The organism is Vibrio genomosp. F10 str. 9ZD137, from assembly GCF_049974785.1.
GTDB lineage: Bacteria > Pseudomonadota > Gammaproteobacteria > Enterobacterales > Vibrionaceae > Vibrio.
Genome location: NZ_JBNGCJ010000020.1, coordinates 1 through 794 on the forward strand (window position 1 = coordinate 1; position 794 = coordinate 794).

Sequence of the window (794 nt, forward strand, 5' to 3'; positions counted from 1 at the left end):
TGCTCACCACTTAACGCGGCGTTATGTGTAAGAGGAAAAATGAGTTCTATGCAAGTCTCTGATTGGATATCGTTAGGTTCTAGTGTCGGTGCTTTAGTTGCGGCATTGGTTGCTCTAGTTTCATTTTTTGAACTAGTACGACAAAGAAAATCAAGTTACAAACCGGATATGGCAGTTTTATCTAACCAATTTGTAATTGAGCATAATGAAAACTCAGAGAGGTTCTCTTGCTTTTGGTCTGACCTTACTTCAAATGATGAGGGGTTTAGAACTCTGAGAATAGTTAATGTTGGGTTAGGTGTAGCTAAAGACCTACAAATTGAGTGGAAATTTGACGTAAAAAAGCTGTATCAAAAAGTAGCGATGTCCTGTCCACAAGATAAGCGAATAGAGGAAAAGTTAGTGCTTGAGGGTGAAGACGTTTTTATCAAAGTTGGTGATATTTCAGCTTTGTTACCATTAACTTCAGAGCCCGAGAATGAACTCCCTTACTTAGTTCCTAGTACTATTTCTACGGATGGTCATTTGATAAATATCCCACCATCGTACGAAGCTTTAGTTGCGATGTGGGTTTACAATATGGTGGTTACAGGTTCTGATTGGGACTTTAGTGATATTGAACCTTTGCAGTTAAAACTTTCTTTCTTTGACCTCGGTAGGAAGAAGCATACCCAAAAGGTCACTTTGAAACCGAAATTTAATAGCTGTACGGAAGAGTCAGTAAGTAATGACTTGATGAACTTTCGGCTAGAGTTCTCTCTTGGCAATTACACTTAGTATCAAGTTTGAAGTGC

The 794-nt window shown here is 38.5% G+C and carries 1 protein-coding gene; it reads left to right on the forward strand.

Annotation, left to right across the window (positions count from 1 at the left end; genetic code table 11):
- Positions 1-777: hypothetical protein (locus ACP45E_RS00310; RefSeq protein ID WP_206743902.1), on the forward strand; the 777-nt coding region annotated here is incomplete at its 5' end.
- Positions 778-794 lie beyond the last annotated feature (17 nt).